This window comes from Bradyrhizobium zhengyangense (assembly GCF_022012435.1).
In the GTDB taxonomy this organism is placed as follows: Bacteria; Pseudomonadota; Alphaproteobacteria; order Rhizobiales; family Xanthobacteraceae; genus Bradyrhizobium; species Bradyrhizobium zhengyangense.
Genome location: NZ_JAKLUA010000001.1, coordinates 874,071 through 887,819, shown reverse-complemented (window position 1 = coordinate 887,819; position 13,749 = coordinate 874,071). Strand labels below are relative to the sequence as shown.

The 13,749-nt window shown below is 63.0% G+C and carries 21 protein-coding genes; 12 read left to right on the top strand and 9 right to left on the bottom strand.

Translation table 11 applies throughout. The features are described from left to right. Window positions 1-6: 6 nt before the first annotated feature. The 3 genes from kynU (at window position 7) to L6637_RS04355 (ending at window position 2,491) form a co-directional block, all read left to right on the top strand. On the top strand, window positions 7-1,209 hold the full coding sequence (gene kynU / locus L6637_RS04365; protein WP_237869330.1) for a kynureninase: 1,203 nt from the start codon (window positions 7-9) through the stop codon (window positions 1,207-1,209). A gap of 120 nt (window positions 1,210-1,329) precedes the next feature. Then, a complete protein-coding gene (locus L6637_RS04360) occupies window positions 1,330-1,728 on the top strand; it encodes a PaaI family thioesterase (protein WP_237869329.1) in 399 nt (132 codons plus the stop codon). A 151-nt stretch (window positions 1,729-1,879) separates the two neighbouring features. Continuing rightward, on the top strand, window positions 1,880-2,491 hold the full coding sequence (locus L6637_RS04355) for a GNAT family N-acetyltransferase (protein ID WP_237869328.1): 612 nt from the start codon (window positions 1,880-1,882) through the stop codon (window positions 2,489-2,491). A 76-nt stretch (window positions 2,492-2,567) separates the two neighbouring features. Here L6637_RS04355 and L6637_RS04350 read toward each other — a convergent pair whose 3' ends face one another. After that, window positions 2,568-2,873 carry a hypothetical protein gene (locus L6637_RS04350; RefSeq protein ID WP_148779049.1) on the bottom strand — a complete coding sequence of 102 codons (306 nt, stop codon included), beginning with the start codon at window positions 2,871-2,873 and terminating at the stop codon, window positions 2,568-2,570. Window positions 2,874-2,968: 95 nt separating this feature from the next. Next, on the bottom strand, window positions 2,969-3,649 hold the full coding sequence (locus tag L6637_RS04345) for a DUF2161 domain-containing phosphodiesterase (protein WP_237858217.1): 681 nt from the start codon (window positions 3,647-3,649) through the stop codon (window positions 2,969-2,971). A 108-nt stretch (window positions 3,650-3,757) separates the two neighbouring features. Here L6637_RS04345 and L6637_RS04340 point away from each other — a divergent pair, with 108 nt between their 5' ends. Further along, window positions 3,758-4,105, top strand: coding sequence for a GrlR family regulatory protein (locus tag L6637_RS04340; protein ID WP_237858215.1), 348 nt, complete (start codon window positions 3,758-3,760; stop codon window positions 4,103-4,105). A 6-nt stretch (window positions 4,106-4,111) separates the two neighbouring features. Here L6637_RS04340 and L6637_RS04335 read toward each other — a convergent pair whose 3' ends face one another. The 3 genes from L6637_RS04335 to L6637_RS04325 are packed head-to-tail and all read right to left on the bottom strand — an operon-like array spanning window position 4,112 to window position 5,278. Continuing rightward, the gene (locus L6637_RS04335; RefSeq protein ID WP_237869327.1) at window positions 4,112-4,366 is read right to left on the bottom strand and encodes a hypothetical protein; all 255 of its coding nucleotides are present in this window, start codon (window positions 4,364-4,366) and stop codon (window positions 4,112-4,114) included. Next, window positions 4,363-4,560: a hypothetical protein gene (locus L6637_RS04330; protein WP_237858213.1), complete on the bottom strand. Its 198-nt coding sequence runs from the start codon at window positions 4,558-4,560 to the stop codon at window positions 4,363-4,365. The genes L6637_RS04335 and L6637_RS04330 overlap by 4 nt, the downstream gene beginning before the upstream one ends. 37 nt (window positions 4,561-4,597) lie before the next feature. After that, complete coding sequence (locus L6637_RS04325; protein WP_237869326.1) at window positions 4,598-5,278, bottom strand: SDR family oxidoreductase; 681 nt, start codon at window positions 5,276-5,278, stop codon at window positions 4,598-4,600. 120 nt (window positions 5,279-5,398) lie between these two features. On the opposite strand from L6637_RS04325, the gene L6637_RS04320 reads away from it, so the two are divergent. Continuing rightward, a complete protein-coding gene (locus tag L6637_RS04320; protein WP_237869325.1) occupies window positions 5,399-6,118 on the top strand; it encodes an SGNH/GDSL hydrolase family protein in 720 nt (239 codons plus the stop codon). Window positions 6,119-6,134: 16 nt separating this feature from the next. Here the strand turns inward: L6637_RS04320 and L6637_RS04315 are convergent, their stop codons facing one another. Continuing rightward, on the bottom strand, window positions 6,135-6,878 hold the full coding sequence (locus L6637_RS04315) for a tyrosine-protein phosphatase (RefSeq protein WP_237869324.1): 744 nt from the start codon (window positions 6,876-6,878) through the stop codon (window positions 6,135-6,137). A gap of 48 nt (window positions 6,879-6,926) precedes the next feature. On the opposite strand from L6637_RS04315, the gene L6637_RS04310 reads away from it, so the two are divergent. Next, window positions 6,927-7,253 (top strand): MliC family protein, encoded by a 327-nt coding sequence (locus tag L6637_RS04310; RefSeq protein WP_237869322.1) that lies wholly within the window; start codon window positions 6,927-6,929, stop codon window positions 7,251-7,253. Between the two features lie 111 nt (window positions 7,254-7,364). Here L6637_RS04310 and L6637_RS04305 read toward each other — a convergent pair whose 3' ends face one another. Continuing rightward, a complete protein-coding gene (locus L6637_RS04305) occupies window positions 7,365-7,568 on the bottom strand; it encodes a DUF2735 domain-containing protein (protein ID WP_237858208.1) in 204 nt (67 codons plus the stop codon). Between the two features lie 534 nt (window positions 7,569-8,102). On the opposite strand from L6637_RS04305, the gene L6637_RS04300 reads away from it, so the two are divergent. The 6 genes from L6637_RS04300 (at window position 8,103) to L6637_RS04275 (ending at window position 12,374) form a co-directional block, all read left to right on the top strand. After that, window positions 8,103-9,137 carry a glutamine synthetase beta-grasp domain-containing protein gene (locus L6637_RS04300; RefSeq protein ID WP_237858206.1) on the top strand — a complete coding sequence of 345 codons (1,035 nt, stop codon included), beginning with the start codon at window positions 8,103-8,105 and terminating at the stop codon, window positions 9,135-9,137. Between the two features lie 200 nt (window positions 9,138-9,337). Beyond that, entirely contained in the window at window positions 9,338-10,039 is a 702-nt protein-coding gene (locus tag L6637_RS04295; protein ID WP_237869321.1) for a GrlR family regulatory protein, read from the top strand. An 18-nt stretch (window positions 10,040-10,057) separates the two neighbouring features. Further along, window positions 10,058-10,741: a substrate-binding domain-containing protein gene (locus L6637_RS04290; protein WP_237869320.1), complete on the top strand. Its 684-nt coding sequence runs from the start codon at window positions 10,058-10,060 to the stop codon at window positions 10,739-10,741. Window positions 10,742-10,773: 32 nt separating this feature from the next. Beyond that, a complete protein-coding gene (locus L6637_RS04285; RefSeq protein WP_237870009.1) occupies window positions 10,774-11,595 on the top strand; it encodes a tetratricopeptide repeat protein in 822 nt (273 codons plus the stop codon). 103 nt (window positions 11,596-11,698) lie between these two features. Then, window positions 11,699-12,166 carry a hypothetical protein gene (locus L6637_RS04280; RefSeq protein ID WP_237869319.1) on the top strand — a complete coding sequence of 156 codons (468 nt, stop codon included), beginning with the start codon at window positions 11,699-11,701 and terminating at the stop codon, window positions 12,164-12,166. 58 nt (window positions 12,167-12,224) lie between these two features. Continuing rightward, window positions 12,225-12,374 (top strand): hypothetical protein, encoded by a 150-nt coding sequence (locus L6637_RS04275; protein WP_084292415.1) that lies wholly within the window; start codon window positions 12,225-12,227, stop codon window positions 12,372-12,374. Between the two features lie 289 nt (window positions 12,375-12,663). Here the strand turns inward: L6637_RS04275 and L6637_RS04270 are convergent, their stop codons facing one another. Together L6637_RS04270 and L6637_RS04265 are read right to left on the bottom strand one after the other, a co-directional pair. Then, complete coding sequence (locus L6637_RS04270; protein WP_237869318.1) at window positions 12,664-13,392, bottom strand: alpha/beta fold hydrolase; 729 nt, start codon at window positions 13,390-13,392, stop codon at window positions 12,664-12,666. Next, window positions 13,389-13,730: an ArsR/SmtB family transcription factor gene (locus tag L6637_RS04265; RefSeq protein ID WP_237858199.1), complete on the bottom strand. Its 342-nt coding sequence runs from the start codon at window positions 13,728-13,730 to the stop codon at window positions 13,389-13,391. Before L6637_RS04265 ends, L6637_RS04270 begins: the two co-directional genes overlap by 4 nt. Window positions 13,731-13,749: the final 19 nt, after the last annotated feature.

Genomic DNA, 13,749 nt, shown 5'->3' with positions numbered 1-13,749 from the left:
ATGACCATGTCCAGGCTTCGCGTCTACGACGACACCAAAGCGCTGTTTCATCTGCCTGAGGGCGTGATCTATCTCGACGGCAATTCGCTCGGCGCGCTGCCGCTTGGCGTCGCCGAGCGCGTCAACCGTGTCATCACCGCCGAGTGGGGCAATGAGCTGATCCGCGCCTGGAACACCGCAGGCTGGTATGCCCAGCCGCGCCATGTCGGCAATCGCATCGCCCGGCTGATCGGCGCGGAGGCGGGATCGGTGATGGTTGGCGATACGCTTTCGCTCAAGGTATACCAGGCGCTCGCCGCCGCGCTCGACATGAACGCATCGCGCAAGGTGGTCCTGTCGGACACCGGCAATTTTCCGACTGATCTGTATATGGCTGAAGGCTTGATCGCGACGCTCGGCCGGGGTCATCAGCTGCGTCTGGTTGCTCCGGAGGAGATCGAGGCCTCGCTGTCGGAAGAGATCGCCGTCCTCTACATCACCGAGGTCGACTACCGCACCGGCCATCGTCACGACATGGCGAAGCTGACCGCGAAGGCGCATGCGCTGGGCATCGTTACAGTATGGGATCTCGCGCATTCGGCCGGCGCGCTGCCGGTCGATCTCGCCGGCTGTGGTGTCGATTTCGCCGCCGGGTGTACCTACAAATACATCAATGCTGGCCCCGGCGCGCCGGCGTTTCTCTATGTCGCGCCGCGTCATGCCGACGGCGCCCGTGCGGCTCTCTCCGGATGGATGGGCCACGCAAAGCCGTTTGCGTTTGAGCTTGGCTATGCGGCCGCCGGCGGCGTCGAGCGCATGCGTGTCGGCACCCCGCCGGTGCTGGCGATGGCGGCGCTGGAGGCTTCGCTCGATATCTGGGATCGGGTCGACCTCAAGGAGGTCCGCGCCCGCTCGCTGGCGCTTGGCGATCTCCTGATCGCGGAAGTCGAGCGCCGTTGTCCAATTCTGAAGCTCGTGACCCCGCGCGTTCACGAGCGTCGTGGTTCGCAAGTCTCGTTCGCCTTCGAGGGCGGCTATGCCGCGATGCAGGCTGTGATCGCTCGCGGCCTTATCGGCGATTTCCGTGCGCCCGACATCATGAGGTTCGGAATGACGCCGCTGTACATCGGCGAGAGCGAGATCATGCGGGCGGCCGAGATTATCGAGGAGGTGATCGCGGGTGAGGTGTGGCGGCGGCCGGAATATCAGGTCGTCAATGCCGTGACCTGAGAACGACGCGCGGTCTCGACGGCGGGGCGTCGGCGTCACGATAACCATTACCTGTGACGTCATTGCTTTGCCGCGCGAAGCCATTCACGCTGAAACATCTAGGAATTGGGAGGAGTTCTGATGACGCCGCTCGAAAAACTTAAAGCGATGAAAATGCCGTTCGCCGAGCTCAAGGGCGTCGAATTCGTCGAAGCGGGGAAGGATCGCGTCGTCGCCCGGATGACGGTGAGGCCCGATCTCTGCACCCTGAATCACACCATCCACGGCGGCGCCGTGATGGCGCTGGCCGATTCCGTCGGCGCCGCGGCGACCGTGATCAACCTGCCAGAGGATGCCAAGGGCACGACGACGCTCGAGAGCAAGACCAACTTCATTGGCGGCGCCAAGGAGGGGGCCACCGTGATCGCGACCGCGACCCCGGTTCACCGGGGGCGCCGGACCCAGGTCTGGACCACTCGGCTGGAGACCGAGGACGGCAAGCTGGTCGCTGTGGTGACCCAGACGCAGCTGGTCCTGTAAGACTACGGGGCTTTGATTTTATTAACGAATTGGTCGCTCCAATGCCGGAAACTTGAGCAGGTTCCCGTCTTGAAAATTTTGCTGCGACGCACAATATTGGGGGCCTAGGGATTCGAACGCCTCCTCGAGGGACACCAAGAGGAGTTTTGACGTGACACTTGATGAGACTGTTCGCGCGACGTCCGTTCCGGGCTATGTGCGAACCCTGAGCCAGCAGGAAGAGTTGCCGCTGTTGCGCGACCACTTGCTCAGACTCGATGCCGAAAGCCGGCACGACCGCTTCAACGGTTTTCTCGACGACAGTTTTATCGAGCGCTACGCGGCGCGCTGCGCGGATGACGGCACCGTGATTGTTGCCTACATCGTCGACGGCGTGGTCCGTGGTGCGGCCGAGCTGCATCCGCCGGAAGGCGATTCGCTGCCCGAAGTCGCTTTCAGCGTGGAGGCCTCCGCCCGCCGCCAGAACGTCGGCACCGTGCTGTTCAGCCGCCTGATCGCGGAAGCGCGATGGAAGGGTTACAAGAGCCTGCGCATCACCACGGGCGCGGAGAATCACGCCATGCGTGCGCTCGCCAGGAAGTTCGGCGCGAACCTGCAATTCCGCCATGGCGAATCCACCGGCACGATCGACCTGGCCAAGACGCCAGAGGACGAGCTTGCCGATCTCGCCTCGGCGCCGTTCAAGGCCGGCCGCGCGCTACTCAGCTTCAACTCGACTTGCTGGAAGCTGATCTCGAGCATGTACCCCAATCGCGCGGCCTGAAATCAAAAGGCCTGAATCAAAAAAGCGGATCGGCTAAGGCCGGTCCGCTTTTTTGTTGAAGCGAGGAAATGAGGGCTCAGGTGCCGGTGCGCTTGTCGTTGCCGAAGCGACGAACGACGCGGCGTTCAACCACAACCGAGCGCTGTGCGCCCTGTTCGCCAGCGATCACGCGTGTCGCGGTGATGCGGCTGTTGGTGCGGGCCTGCTTCTTCACCTCAGCCTGAACCACGTCGAGCGGCATGCCCATCAGCGAGGCAGCGATCTCGGCCTGCTGCTCCTGGTCGTCGGTAATGCCGACAGCGGCGAAGATCGCCTCGTCCAGGGTAGGCGGATCGTGGCGCACGCGCCGCGTGCCATATTTGGTATTCCAGTCTGCGCTCATAACGGCCTCGTTTTGATGCCGGGATACCTAGTGCCGGAGATGTTGCATTGCAATATGAAATCCGTGTGGCATCTCAGCTATGCACCGGTCGGGTGTCATGACGGTGACGGGGCACCGATCTCGGGGCGTTGCTGCGGCCAGCGCTTCAGCGCCGCATGTCCTGCCTGCGTCAGTCCGTAGATTCCCCGGTCGGCGCGCTCGAACCAGCCATACACATTGTTAAGCAAGATCTTGCCGGCATCGGGACAGCGCTCCCGCAGCTCGCGTATCCGCCGCGGGCCCGCCGCGAGCTCGGATGCGCAGGCCAGCGCCTGCTGCCGGTAGGCCGTCATGATCGGCGCGCGGGTGCTGCCCCCGAGCACCGGATCGCCCTGGCGGCGCTGATGTTCGGCAACCAACCGCGAGCGCGTCTTCGGCTCGCGGCGCGGTGCGGCCGTAGGCGGCTTCACCAGCACCTCGACCTGGCCCTTGTCGGTTACCCCGAGCATACCGAAGCCGAGACGGCGACACAGATTGCGATAGCGCGCATCGCTCTCGCGGCCCTTGCCGCGCGCCGATATTTTGGCCGCGATCCAGATCTCGTCGCCCGCCGGTGCGCGATCGACCGCTTGCAGGATCAGTTCGAGATTGAAGGCGAGCTTGAGCTCGCCGATCACCACCACAGGCGGATCGCCGGCGCTCAGGCCCACGAGGTCGCAGCCACGGATCTCGCCCTTCACGTCGAAGCCGAGGCCTTCGAGGAATCGTTTGACGGGGAGGTAGAGCGCGGTTTCCAAGGCGGTGTCCGATCGGAGAATCAGTTACCGGCAGTTTAGCCCGGATCGGACTCGCACTGACCCGGCCAAGCCAGCTATATCCCCGCGCGGGGAACAGGGCGCTTGCATATGACGATCAGGAACGGGCTTTATCACATCCGGATCGAGTTCCTGGATAGTGTCCAGGGCGGCAATCAGGGTGTCATGGTGCTGCGCGACGGCACCCTGCGCGGCGGCGACTCGTTCTTCTTCGCCTATGGCAGCTACACCTGCGCCGACGGCAAGTGGAAGGGCGAGCTGACCAACGAGGAGCATTCGCCCACATTCGATGAGCGTCCAGTGTGGGGCCGCAAGGTCGTGACCATCGGCTTCAGCGGCACCTATACCGACGAGACTGCCTATGGCGAGGGTATTGCGCTCGCGGGCAAGCAGAGCATCCGCTTCAAGGGCAATCTGCGGCTGCTGGTGCCGGATTGAGTTCTCTCATTGTACAAGACGGTCATAGTCGGCATGCGAGCCGATCCAGAACCAGACGTAATCCCCATTGGCTTCGACGGCCAGGGCGCCATAGCGCAATCCGACTCGGGCAGACCAATATCGTCCGACGCGCTTGAATTGGAGCGAGGGGTGATTGGGATCGCTCTTCAATAGCCTGAAATTGGCGTCAGCCAGCCGTCGAACGTTGGCTGGCAAAGCCTCGTAAGACTTCCAGAATCTCGGCGATGCCGCGTGTTTCACAAGTCGCGGGTTTGGCCGGCGCGATACGCGCTCAACGCTTCCTCGGCAAAAGCATCTAGCTTGCCCGCTTTGGCGTCTTGCTCCAGGGCCTGATCAAAGCGGTGCGCATCGAACTGCTCAAACCATGCGCGGAACTGCGCCAATTCTCTTGGCGTCAGTTGCTCAATCGCCCGCTCGATATCCTCGGTCGTCATGGTTCCAAGATAGCAATATTAGGGGCCGACGAAAAGGCTACACACGTCCGCTCACCGGAATGAGCGCACCGGTGACGCCGCTCGCGGCGTCGCTGACGAGGAACAGGATCACCTCGGCAAGCTCCTGCGGCGTCACCCATTTGGCGAAGTCCGCTTTCGGCATATCGGCGCGGTTGGCCTTGGTGTCGATGGTCGACGGCAGCACGGCATTCACCGTGACCTTGCCCTTCCATTCGTTGGCCAGCGCCTCGGTGAGGCGGTGCACGCCCGCCTTCGATGCCGCGTAAGGCCCCATGCCGGAGCCGGCCTGGAGCGCACCCATGGCGCCGATATTGACGATGCGGCCGGCCTTCGAGGCGGCAAGGTGCGGCAGCGCCGCATGCGAGGTGTTGAGGACCGTCAGCAGATTCAGCGCATGCATGCGCTGCCACGTCTTGATGTCGCCGTCGCCGACCTTCTCGAAGGCAAACCCGCCGGCGATGTTGATCAATGCGTCCAGTCTGCCGAAATGCTTCGCGGCAGCCTCGACCGCTGCCTTCGCCTGCGCTGCGTCAGAGAGGTCGACGCCGCCGATCTCGATGCGCTCGGTCGTTGCCGGCATCTGAGAGGGCGCATAATCGATGCCGGCGACCCGCGCACCGCGCGACAGCGCGATATCGGCGACCACCTTGCCAAGCGCGCCGAGCGCGCCGGTCACGACGACGATTTTTCCCTGCACGGTCCTCTCCCTCGTCTCAGATCGCGCCGACTATTGCGTGAGGCCGGTTGGAGTTGCAATGGCGCCCGCATCAGGGCTGGGCTATAAATGCAACTTTAGATCGTTTGATGAGGTTGTTTCATGCCCGATCCTTTTCCGCCCATCGAATTTCCCTCCGAGATCGTCGACCTGAAATATCCCCTGATGCGGCTCCGGCAAGCCTTCGACGGAAAGGGCGCGGTGCGGATCGTGGCCATGGGGTCGTCGTCGACGGCCGGACGAACCGATGTCGTGCCTTATCCCTATCGCCTCGAGATGTATCTGCGGCAATACGTCAAGGACGTCCTCCATCGGACCGATATCCGGATTGACGTGCTCAACCGCGGTATTGGCGGACAAGAGGCAAATGAGGAGCTCGGGCGGTTCGAGACAGATATTTTCCCCGATGATCCCGCGCTGGTGATCTGGCAGGTGGGGACGAACGCGGTCTTTCACAACGACCAATACGACGTTGACGTCGTTGCCGGGAACATCAGGAAGGGGCTCGCGCAATTGCGTGCCCGCGGTTTCGAGGTCGTGGTGATGGACCCGCAATATACGACGAAGATGCTGTGGGATGATCGCGCCGACCTGTCGGACAGAATGGTCCGGCTGATCCGCGAAGCTGCCAATGACGCCGGCGTTAGTCTGTTTCAGCGCTGGGCCCTGATGCGGCATTGGCACGTGCAGAACAACGTGTCGTTTGAGCAATTGATCGACGTGACCGATCCCGACAAGCTGCACCAGAGCGACTGGAGCACCATGCAGGTCTCACTCGCTCTCAAGGACGTCATCGTCAAAGCTGCGGGGCTGACGGCGTGAGAGGGGCGCTGCCGGATCACGCTTGCAGATAACGCTCCTTCAGCGCGGTGCGCTCGGCCGCGCCAAGCTTGAGGCCGTCGCGCAAGTAGGTTTCGACATCGCCATAGTCGCGGCTGACGGCATCGAACGCGGCCGCGAGATAAGAGGCGTTGACCGAGCCGATCGCGTCGAGGACGTCGTCGGGCAGATCGGAGACGCTCGATGTGTCACGCCTGTAGTGGCGGTTGGTCAGCAGATAATCCTCGGCAATGACGTCGTCGGGCACGCCCAGCGCATGCAGGATCAGGGCGCTGGCAAAGCCGGTGCGGTCCTTGCCGGCGGTGCAGTGGATCACGAGCGGGGCGCGGTCCTCCAGCAGATGGCCGAACAGCATTCGGAAGCTATTCGTGTTGTGGCGGACATAGTTGCGATAGGACTCGCGCATGAGTTCGAGCGCGACCGGTCCGGTCAGCGCCCCCCTGGCGAGCTCGGCGCGCAACGAAGCTACCACCGTCGGCTCGATCGGCAGCGAATGCACGGCGATCTCGTTGATGACGCACGCGCCGGCTGCGCGCTCCTCGACGCCGCGGAAGTCGAAGGCGCTCTTGACGCCGAGCGCACGGACGATCTCGATGTCTGCCGCGGTGAGCTGGCCAAGATGATTGGAGCGGAAGATGTGGCGCCAGCGCGTGGTGCGGCCGTCCAATGTGGCGTAGCCGCCGAGATCGCGAAAATTACTGGCGCCCTGCAAGGCGAGGTGGCGGGCAGGGGAGTCTGACATCGGAGCTGCTTTTGTTATGTTGTCGACGGATCATTAGAGGGGGCGATCATGAGCCGGCACAAGGCTGTTGTTTGGGGGATTATCATGCTGGCGGCAGGACTGTCCGGCGCGCGGCAGGCTGACGCGCAGACGTTCCGGACCTATCGCTGCGTCGATGGTACGCAATTCATCGTCGCGTTTTATGACGACGACAAGCGCGCCTTTCTCCAGATCGACGGCGAGCCGGCGACCCTTGCCAAGCGATTGGCCGTTTCAGGCACGCGCTATTCGGGAGCGGGGATCACATTGCGGATCGACAAGACGGGGGCGACCACGGTCAAGCATTTGAAACGGCCGGTTACGGCCTGCGAGGTGATTGAAAAGCCCGCCCTCTAAACGAGTGTCCAGTCAGAATCAAAAAGGGTCGAAACGTCGTTGTTTCGACCCTTTTTCAAACTCCCGTCGGGCACTCGAAAGAGCGCGGCGGTCTCAATCCAGGCACTGGCATTAGCGTTCCCATTTGGGCTTTGCTTCGTCGACCGCGTCCTGATGGTACCAGCTATCGCTGCAGATCGAGGCGTTCGTGGGAAGGGACGCGTGATCGGCAGGAAGGCGGGTCTCGCCATAGCGGTGCCCCGCGAGAGCCGCGCGGCCCCCGACAGGGAATTGGTAGATCTTCGCTGATCCGTGACTTAGACCATTGTTCATCATTGCGATTGCTCCTTGGTCGAAGCGCCTTGGCCTCCATGGTGCGCTCGACTCGTTCTGATGTGGTTACTGGAATCCCCATATCGGCCTCGCACTCCCAAAAGCAAAGTGCTGAAAACGAAATCAGTTTCCGCCTAATTCTTGGGCAGGTGGCCATCTGCACCCCCTAAGGCATCGGGTCGATGACTAACGTCTGGGCCATTCCAAAGGTTGCTAGGCAGGCGCAGGCCGCTTTTCGAAAGTTGCCGGACGTTGATGCGCGTTTGATCGGCAACCTCAGGCAGGGACCTGCCTGCTCCAGAATCGGGCGTTTTCCGCGGGATTTTTGCAGTGCAGCTTCACGAGAAGGTGCGCTTCTATGACGCACGCCGGTGTGGACCGTTTAGGTCGGGCGGCCAGTTGCGGCGGCGGTGGAAAACCTGCCGAACTGCGGCCTTTTGGCACGCAAAATGCTTGTAAGGGGCCGGCCGATGATGGCCGGGTACAAACGTGCGGGGCTCTCAACCCCACCTTTCGCATCATCTACAGAGAGGCTCAATGACCAAGTATAAGCTCGAGTACATCTGGCTCGACGGATATACGCCGACTCCGAACTTGCGCGGCAAAACCCAGATCAAGGAATTTTCGTCGTTCCCGACCCTCGAGCAGCTTCCGCTGTGGGGCTTCGACGGCTCCTCGACCCAGCAAGCTGAAGGCCACAGCTCCGATTGCGTGCTGAAGCCGGTCGCCGTCTTCCCGGACGGTGCGCGCACCAACGGTGTGCTGGTGATGTGCGAAGTCATGATGCCAGACGGCAAGACCCCGCATCCGTCCAACAAGCGCGCCACCATTCTTGACGACGCCGGCGCCTGGTTCGGCTTCGAGCAGGAATACTTCTTCTACAAGGACGGCCGTCCGCTGGGCTTCCCGGAATACGGCTATCCGGCGCCGCAGGGTCCGTACTACACGGGCGTCGGCTACAAGTTCGTCGGCGACGTCGCTCGCAAGATCGTCGAGGAGCATCTCGACCTCTGCCTGGCGGCGGGCATCAACCATGAAGGCATCAACGCGGAAGTCGCGAAGGGCCAGTGGGAATTCCAGATTTTCGGCAAGGGCTCCAAAAAGGCCGCCGACGAAATGTGGATGGCCCGCTACCTGATGTTGCGCCTGACCGAGAAGTACGGCATCGACATCGAGTTCCACTGCAAGCCGCTCGGCGACACCGACTGGAACGGCTCGGGCATGCACGCCAACTTCTCCACCGAGTACATGCGTACGGTCGGCGGCAAGGAGTACTTCGAGGCGCTGATGGCCGCCTTCGACAAGAACTTGATGGACCACATCGCCGTCTACGGCCCGGACAACGACAAGCGTCTGACCGGCAAGCACGAGACCGCGCCGTGGAACAAGTTCAGCTACGGCGTGGCTGATCGTGGTGCCTCGATCCGCGTTCCCCACTCCTTCGTCAACAACGGCTACAAGGGCTATCTGGAAGACCGCCGCCCGAACTCGCAGGGCGACCCATACCAGATCGCTTCGCAGATCCTGAAGACGATCTCGTCCGTGCCGGTCGACAAGAAGGCCGTCGCCTAAGATCGTCCCGGCCCGGGGCAGGGGGCTGGCCCGGGTTGTCTTTCGATCCGCCGGAGCTGCAAGGCTCCGGCGGATTTTTGCGTTCCGAGTACAGCGCTTGTTGTGGGTCTCGCATCCATGCCGGGGTGAAGCCTGTCCATGTCAGCCGAAACCGGGCTAGACTAGTCGTCAGGATGCGCGCGGAGCCGGGGACACGGCTGGTGTTTGAAGGCTTCTACAAGGTACGATTTCAGCTCGGCGACACCGTCGGCCGGAGCGTGATGCATGCCGGCAATGGCAAGATGCTCGGCGGCAATTCGGCGTTTGCCCATATCGGCACCTACGAGAAGACCGAAGGCGGCGTCGACATCGTTATCAACACCGTCCGCCACAACCCCGATCCGAACTACCGCGCCATGGCCGGCACCGATGATGCGACGCTGATCGCGAAAGGATTTGCGGACGGCGATCTCTACCGCTTCAAGGGCGAGCTGAAAGAGCTGCCCGGCGTGCCCTTCCAGTCGGTGATGACACCGATCACGGAGGAGGAGCTGCCGATCGCCGGCGGGGTCGGCGAGGCCAGCATCACCGATGGCCTCTACTCGATCCATCTGCGCATGCTCGACGGTGTCGACGGCGGGCTCACAGGCGTGATGCTGCTCAACCGGGGCCGCATCCTCGGCGGCGATGCCTCGTTCTACTACCTCGGCAGCTACACCGCCGCGAACGGCCGCTGGAAGGGGCAGATCCTCAACCAGGAGCACACCCCGGCCAAGGACGATCCGATCTTTGGCGGCCACGAGGTCGGCATCGGCTTTGCCGGCACCTATGATGGCGATCAGGCGATGCTGGAAGCGACTGCACTGGCCGGCAAGCGCAGCCTGCGCCTGACCGCCACGCTCAAGCTGATGCATCGCGCCTGATCGTACCGGGAAAATCACATGGAAAATGTTCGCATGCTCTCGACGCTCGGCCTGATGGGCGCGATGCGCAGCCTGTCCGCCGCGTTCGAGACCGCAACGGGCATTCACGTCGAGGCCGACTTCGCGCCGACCCTGGCGCTGCTCAAGCGCCTGCGCGCCGGCGAGGCGGCCGATCTTGTCATTCTCACACGCGAAGGGCTCGACGAGGTGATCGGCGAGGGCCGGGTGATCGCGGACAGCGCAGCCGACCTCGCGCGCTCCTATGTCGGCCTCGCCGTGCGGGCCGGGCAGGTGCATCCCGATATTTCAAGCGAAGCCGCGCTGCGCAAGGCGCTGCTCGCGGCGCGGTCCGTCGCCTATTCGCGTCTCGGTGCGAGCGGCGTGTACTTCGCCCAGCTGATCGTGCGGATGGGCATCGCTGAAGAGATCAACGCCAAGGCCACCATCGTCGAACAGGGATTTACCGCAGAGCGGCTCGTCAGCGGCGAGGCTGACCTCGCCGTGCAGCAGATCAGCGAGCTGAAGCAGGTTGCGGGCATCGAGGTGATCGGCCCCGTCCCGCACGACTTGCAGATTCCGGCGGTGTTCTCTGCCGGCCGCATGACGAATGCGAAGCAGGCCGAAGCCGCGGACCGGCTGTTGCGCTATCTGGCATCGCCCGAGGTCGTGCCTGTGCTGCGTCAGTCGGGGCTCGAGCCTTGAATTTGCCGGCACGCGGACGCAACGTGATGGCCATGCGGACTTATCTCTTGGCCATCCTCGTCACTCTTGCCGTGCCGGTCGCCGCGCATGCGCAATCGGCCGATCTCGTCCTGTGCGACCGTGTTGCCGCCGATCCCAGCGACCCGGACAAGCCGGCCGACGTGAAGGGCGTGCCTGAGATCGCTGCCGCCGACATCACGACCGCCATCAAATTCTGCAAGCAGGCAGCAAGCACGTCGCGCCGCGCGATGTTTGCGCTCGGCCGCGCCTATGCCGCCAACCGGCAGACGGCGGAAGCGCTCGCCGCCTGGCGCAAGGCGGCCGACAAGGGCTCCAGCGCTGCGATGGTCGAGCTCGGTGTCGCCTATGGCACCGGCTCCGGTGTCGCCAAGGACGAGGCGCAAGCGCGAAAGCTGTTCGAGAAGGCGGCGCAATCAGGCAATCCGCGCGGCGTCTCCAACCTCGCAGCGCTCGGCAGCGCCGGTGGCGGGGCGCCGGCCGATCCGGCGCAGGCGCGCACCCTGCTCGGCAAGGCGGCCGAGACCAATGCGGAGGCGCAGTACCAGCTCGGCCTGATGCTCGCGAATGGCAATGGCGGCGAGAAGGATGACGTCGCGGCGCGCGCGCTGTTCGAGAGGGCGGCGGCGCAAAACCATCCCGGCGCGCTGGAGCGGATGGGCGCCTTCGCGCAGGAGGGCCGCGGCGGGCCCAAGGACAAGGACGCTGCGAAGGCCTATTACGAGCGTGCCGCAGCGCTCGGCGACGAGGACGCCAAGAAGGCGCTGGAGCGGCTGCGTTGCCCCTATGCGATCAAGGACAAGCAGGGCAAGCTCGTCACCACGCTGTGCTTCTAGAGCTCGCTCGACAACGCTTTGGCGCGCGACCCTTGATCAAGCGCAAGGCCCTTCGGATCAGCGCGTCGTAGACGGGGTCTACAAAAAAGACTGGAGACTTGCGATGATGCTTCGAGGATGGATGCTGGCGCTGGCCTTGATGGGAGCGGCGACGGCCGTGGCGGCGCAGGATCTCAGATCGCCGTCGGCGGACCAGTACGTGCCGCGGCTCGGCGACATCATGAGCGCCGCGCAGTTGCGCCATCAGAAGCTCTGGCTCGCCGGCAAGGCGCAGAATTGGGAGCTTGCGGCTTTCGAGCTGCGCCAGCTCAAGGCGAGCCTGGTCGAGGCCGCCTTGCTCTATTCCGGCATCCCCGTCAGCAATGTTACAACACTGGAGCCGTCGCTGCAGGCGACGTCCGACGCGATTGCGGCAAAAGACGGCCGCAAATTGGCAAAGGCCCTGGGCGATCTCACCGAGGGCTGCAACGCCTGTCACCGCTCGATGGGACGCAGCTTCGTCGTCATGAAGGTTCCCTCCGATCCACAGCCGTTTGCCAATCAACTGTTTCCGCCACAGGCAAAGCCTTGACGGAACGGACCGCGTGCAAAGCGGGTTGACGCACAAGGCCGCGACAGGAGGCGCAACCATGATCCGCAAGCTCGCATCCGGCGAATACCGGCTCTATTCGCGCAAGGTGAATCCCAAGACCGGCAAGCGGCGCAATCTCGGCACCTTCAAGAGCCGCGCCGCCGCCGAGAAGCACGAGCGCGACGTGCAATATTTCAAACGTCACTGACGGCTGCCGAATGCTCTCCACGAGGCAGGGTCAACGCAAAATTCGAAAACAACCCCATGCACAGTAGGCAAGTGGTTGAAGTTCAAAGCAGTCGGGTCGCGAAAGCGTATTTTGCTGATTTTACGAATTTTGGTTGACCTGTCGGGCAAAACAGGGGCATGATGGCACCATGGCACGTTGGGCTCCGCGAGCGCCGCCGCGGGGACAAGCCGGATGGTTCTGATCTGGCATCGCCATGCCGCCCGCGTTTCATCGAAGCCGAAGGCGCGAGGCGATCGTGTCTCGGTCGCTAGCGGAAGAAAGCCCGGGCTGCTTCCGAGATTGCCTCGCGTGCCTGACTGTCGTCGATCGAAGGTCGGCCGTCGCCGGACTGAGGTCCATAGTTTCCGAACTGGCTATGGACCATGCCTGGAATTCGAACAAATTGCGCATCAGCCGGCAGTTCTCCCGCGTGTTGCCCAATCGTCTCGGGTGCAATGACGCCATCGCTGCCCGCCACCATGGTGAGCACCCGGAGCCGCGACATCGAAATATCGGAGCCACAATAGGTCCCAAGCAACACCACTCCCTGAAGATCGTCGAGGTGGTTGCTTGCATAGTAACAGGCAACTGCGCCCCCAAGTGAATGCCCGGCCACATACCATCGCCTGATCCCGGTCAATTGCTTGCGCATCTCGTCGGCTTGCCCAATCGACAAGGCCGCGATGTTGAGGCGCGGTCGTCCAATGACAACGTTCACTCCGGCTTTGCTCGATAGCGCGGCAAGCTTGGAGAGATATGCCTTCGGCTCGATCCGGAGGCCCGGATAAAACAAGACACCGGTCGCCGAGGGGGCAGCGGAGGGGCGAATGACAAGGAAACCATCGCGTTCGCTGATCACAACGCCGGGATCGTTCAGGGCGCTGATCTGCGTAATGGGCTCTGCCTTGTAGGTATCCAAAGCCCATGAGACGAAGCCACATCCGAGAAAGGTCGAGAGTCCGACGCCAATGCCGATCGCGATCAGCACCTTCTTCACGTGTCATCCTCGTCCAGGATGCCGCCGAGTCGATCAAGACGACGCTCCCACGAGGTCCGGCATTCGCTGACCCAGTGTTCCAGCGTCTCGAACCCCGACGCATCCAGGCTGCACATGCGCACGCGCCCGTTCTTGCGAGACGTGAGCAAGGCACAGGACTGAAGGATGCGCAGATGCTGCGTCACAGCCGTCACGGTGATACCGAGCGGCTTGGCGAGGTCCGATACGGACATCGGGCGCGTGCTCAAAAGGCGAATGATCCGGCGCCGCGTGGAATCACCGAGGGCATCCAGGATTCGATCAACCTTGCCGACGCGCAAGGCCATGGACGTGGCCATTCGACATGCTCCCGTTCTT

Bases quoted from the DNA above. Each gene is read 5' to 3' on its own strand.
- kynU (WP_237869330.1), top strand. From the start codon at position 7: ATGTCCAGGCTTCGCGTCTACGACGACACCAAAGCGCTGTTTCATCTG.
- L6637_RS04360 (WP_237869329.1), top strand. From the start codon at position 1,330: ATGACGCCGCTCGAAAAACTTAAAGCGATGAAAATGCCGTTCGCCGAG.
- L6637_RS04350 (WP_148779049.1), bottom strand. From the start codon at position 2,873: ATGAGCGCAGACTGGAATACCAAATATGGCACGCGGCGCGTGCGCCAC.
- L6637_RS04340 (WP_237858215.1), top strand. From the start codon at position 3,758: ATGACGATCAGGAACGGGCTTTATCACATCCGGATCGAGTTCCTGGAT.
- L6637_RS04330 (WP_237858213.1), bottom strand. From the start codon at position 4,560: ATGACGACCGAGGATATCGAGCGGGCGATTGAGCAACTGACGCCAAGA.
- L6637_RS04320 (WP_237869325.1), top strand. From the start codon at position 5,399: ATGCCCGATCCTTTTCCGCCCATCGAATTTCCCTCCGAGATCGTCGAC.
- L6637_RS04315 (WP_237869324.1), bottom strand. From the start codon at position 6,878: ATGTCAGACTCCCCTGCCCGCCACCTCGCCTTGCAGGGCGCCAGTAAT.
- L6637_RS04310 (WP_237869322.1), top strand. From the start codon at position 6,927: ATGAGCCGGCACAAGGCTGTTGTTTGGGGGATTATCATGCTGGCGGCA.
- L6637_RS04305 (WP_237858208.1), bottom strand. From the start codon at position 7,568: ATGATGAACAATGGTCTAAGTCACGGATCAGCGAAGATCTACCAATTC.
- L6637_RS04300 (WP_237858206.1), top strand. From the start codon at position 8,103: ATGACCAAGTATAAGCTCGAGTACATCTGGCTCGACGGATATACGCCG.
- L6637_RS04290 (WP_237869320.1), top strand. From the start codon at position 10,058: ATGGAAAATGTTCGCATGCTCTCGACGCTCGGCCTGATGGGCGCGATG.
- L6637_RS04285 (WP_237870009.1), top strand. From the start codon at position 10,774: ATGCGGACTTATCTCTTGGCCATCCTCGTCACTCTTGCCGTGCCGGTC.
- L6637_RS04280 (WP_237869319.1), top strand. From the start codon at position 11,699: ATGATGCTTCGAGGATGGATGCTGGCGCTGGCCTTGATGGGAGCGGCG.
- L6637_RS04275 (WP_084292415.1), top strand. From the start codon at position 12,225: ATGATCCGCAAGCTCGCATCCGGCGAATACCGGCTCTATTCGCGCAAG.
- L6637_RS04265 (WP_237858199.1), bottom strand. From the start codon at position 13,730: ATGGCCACGTCCATGGCCTTGCGCGTCGGCAAGGTTGATCGAATCCTG.